The organism is Vibrio sp. 10N.286.49.B3 (assembly GCF_002873395.1).
GTDB lineage: Bacteria > Pseudomonadota > Gammaproteobacteria > Enterobacterales > Vibrionaceae > Vibrio.
Map to the genome: position 1 here is coordinate 1 of NZ_MCUV01000025.1, position 2,591 is coordinate 2,591.

The 2,591-nt window shown below is 40.4% G+C and carries 2 protein-coding genes; both read left to right on the plus strand.

Annotation, left to right across the window (positions count from 1 at the left end):
• The first annotated feature begins 229 nt into the window (after positions 1-229).
• A complete protein-coding gene (istA, locus tag BCU68_RS09710) occupies positions 230-1,762 on the plus strand; it encodes an IS21 family transposase (RefSeq protein WP_102564583.1) in 1,533 nt (510 codons plus the stop codon).
• Between the two features lie 9 nt (positions 1,763-1,771).
• Entirely contained in the window at positions 1,772-2,512 is a 741-nt protein-coding gene (gene istB, locus BCU68_RS09715) for an IS21-like element helper ATPase IstB (RefSeq protein WP_102564584.1), read from the plus strand.
• The last annotated feature ends 79 nt before the right edge of the window (positions 2,513-2,591 follow it).

Sequence of the window (2,591 nt, forward strand, 5' to 3'; positions counted from 1 at the left end):
TGCATATTTCGGAGCATTGCGATCACTTATTTCGGTTTAAACCGATCATCAATTTTGATTTAAACCGATCGCTCATTTCGCGATAATCCGATCACTTTTGTTCAAATCCCGAAATGGGCGATCGGAATAGCGAAATCACTGATCGGTTACTCCGAAATCCTATCTTTTTCTCTTTTAAATCAACCAGTCACTATCCTTGTTAATAGTCGTATTTAACTAGGAAGTGATGATGCCAAAAAAGAGAACGTCAATGACAAAGATTAAAGAGGTTTTACGCCTTAAATTTGATTGTGGATTATCACATCGAAATATTGCTTCTTGCCAACAGATAGGCTGTGCAACTGTCTCTGAAATAATCAGTCGCTTTAAGCAAAGTCAGATAGCCTGGCCACTTCCTGAAAACTTTTCAGATACAGAATTAACTAATGCGCTGTACCACCCCAAAAGAGCAAATAAAGCTAAAGTAATGCCAAACTTCGCCTATTGCTTTAAGGAACTAAAAAGAAAAGGTATGACCAAATTGCTGTTATGGGAAGAATATAACGAGCAACATCAAGAGCATGCTTACGCTTATACTCAATTTTGTGAATACTATAGGCGCTGGTTAAAGAAACAAAAACGCAGTATGCGGCAACTCCATATTGCTGGTGATAAATTATTCATTGATTATTGTGGTCCAACAATTCCCGTTATTAATCCCGATACTGGTGAGGTACGTTGTGCGCAAGTTTTTGTTGCTACACTTGGCGCATCAAATTTCACCTATGTGGAAGCAAGTGAAAGTCAAAAGCTAGAACATTGGTTAGAGGCGCATGCTAATACTTTCGAGTACTTAGGGGGCGTTCCTCGATTATTAGTTCCTGATAATTTGCGCTCTGCTGTTAAAAAGCATGACCGATATGAGCCGCAACTTAATGATAGTTATAGAAAGTTAGCTAATCATTATCAAACTGCTGTCATGCCCGCTCGGCCTTATAAACCTAAAGACAAGGCAAAAGCAGAGAATGCAGTGCTCATTGTTGAGCGTTGGATAATGATGCGTCTACGACACAAGACATTCCATACATTCAAGGAATTAAATCTATCAATCCGCGAGTTAATGAATGACTTAAATCATAGAGAAATGAAACAACTCGGCGTGAGTCGCCAGACTCTGTTCGAGCAGTTAGACAAACCAGCATTGAAAGCCCTTCCAATCCAGCGTTACATCTATACCGAAACAAAGCGAGCAAAAGTAGGACCTGATTACCATATCGACTACAAAAAGCATTATTACTCCGTTCCTCATCAGTTAGTTGGACAACATGTTGAACTGGAAGCAACATCCCGCTTAATACGTATTTATTATCAAGGGAACTTAGCCTCACAGCACCCACGTAGCCATAAAGAAAGAGGAATGAGTACTTACCCTGAACATATGCCCGCGAATCATCGATACCAACGTTGGTCTCCAGAGCGACTGCTACGATGGGGAGAGCATATTGGTGCTGCTACACGTGAAATGGTGAATATCCAACTGATGAAAAAAGCACACCCTGAACAAGCTTATCGCAGCTGTCTCGGCTTATTAAACTTAAGTAAAAAATATGGAGATATACGTTTAGAGCAGGCTTGTAAGGATGCTCTTCTCATCAAAAAACCTCATTTAAAATTCGTTAAAAACTTACTAGTGAACCATCGAGAGGGGCAACTATCAACGGATACTCAAACTACACCGAATATCGAACATAGCAATGTTCGTGGCCCTGACTTTTATCACTAGGAGTAAAAAATGAATACGATAAATGAACAACTTAAAGCACTTCGCCTTGGTCATGCAGCATTAGCTTTAGAACAACAACGTGAGCAGCTCTCTACTTATGCAGAGCTAACATTCGAGGAGAGATTGAGCCTACTGCTAGAAAGCGAATTATTGAACCGAAATCAGACAAAGATCCAAAGGCTTAAGCGACAAGCAAAACTTAGAATAGATGCACAGGCTAGCCAGATAATTTACAAAGAAGGTCGAGGTCTAATGCGAAATCAAATGAGTGAATTATTAACGGGAAGCTACTTACATAAACATCAAAATATCTTGATCACTGGTCCAACGGGTGCAGGGAAAACTTATATAGCTTGCGCCTTATCGGCTCAAGCCTGCGAGCAGCAGCACAGTGTCAGATACTATAGATTGAGTCGCTTACTCGATGACTTAAGCTCTGGTCGTCTAGATGGAACATATCAAAAACAACTGTTAGCACTGTCGAAAAAAAGCTTATTGATCCTGGATGATTGGGGAATGGAAAAGCTCACTCAAGATCATGCTGGTCATTTATTAGAATTACTTGAAGATAGATACCAAGCCAGCAGTACGATAATGATAAGCCAGTTACCAGTAAAAGAATGGTACAACATGATAGGAAACGCTACGGTCGCAGATGCAGTTTTAGACCGATTAATCCATAACAGTCACCGACTGGAACTAGGAGGAGAGTCAATGAGAAAACTGGCGCAAACCGATCAGTTAGAGTAAAACTAAAGGTAGAGAAAAAAGACAGGTTCAGGTGATCGGATTAAACCGAAACACCTGATCGCAATCACCGAAATACGCA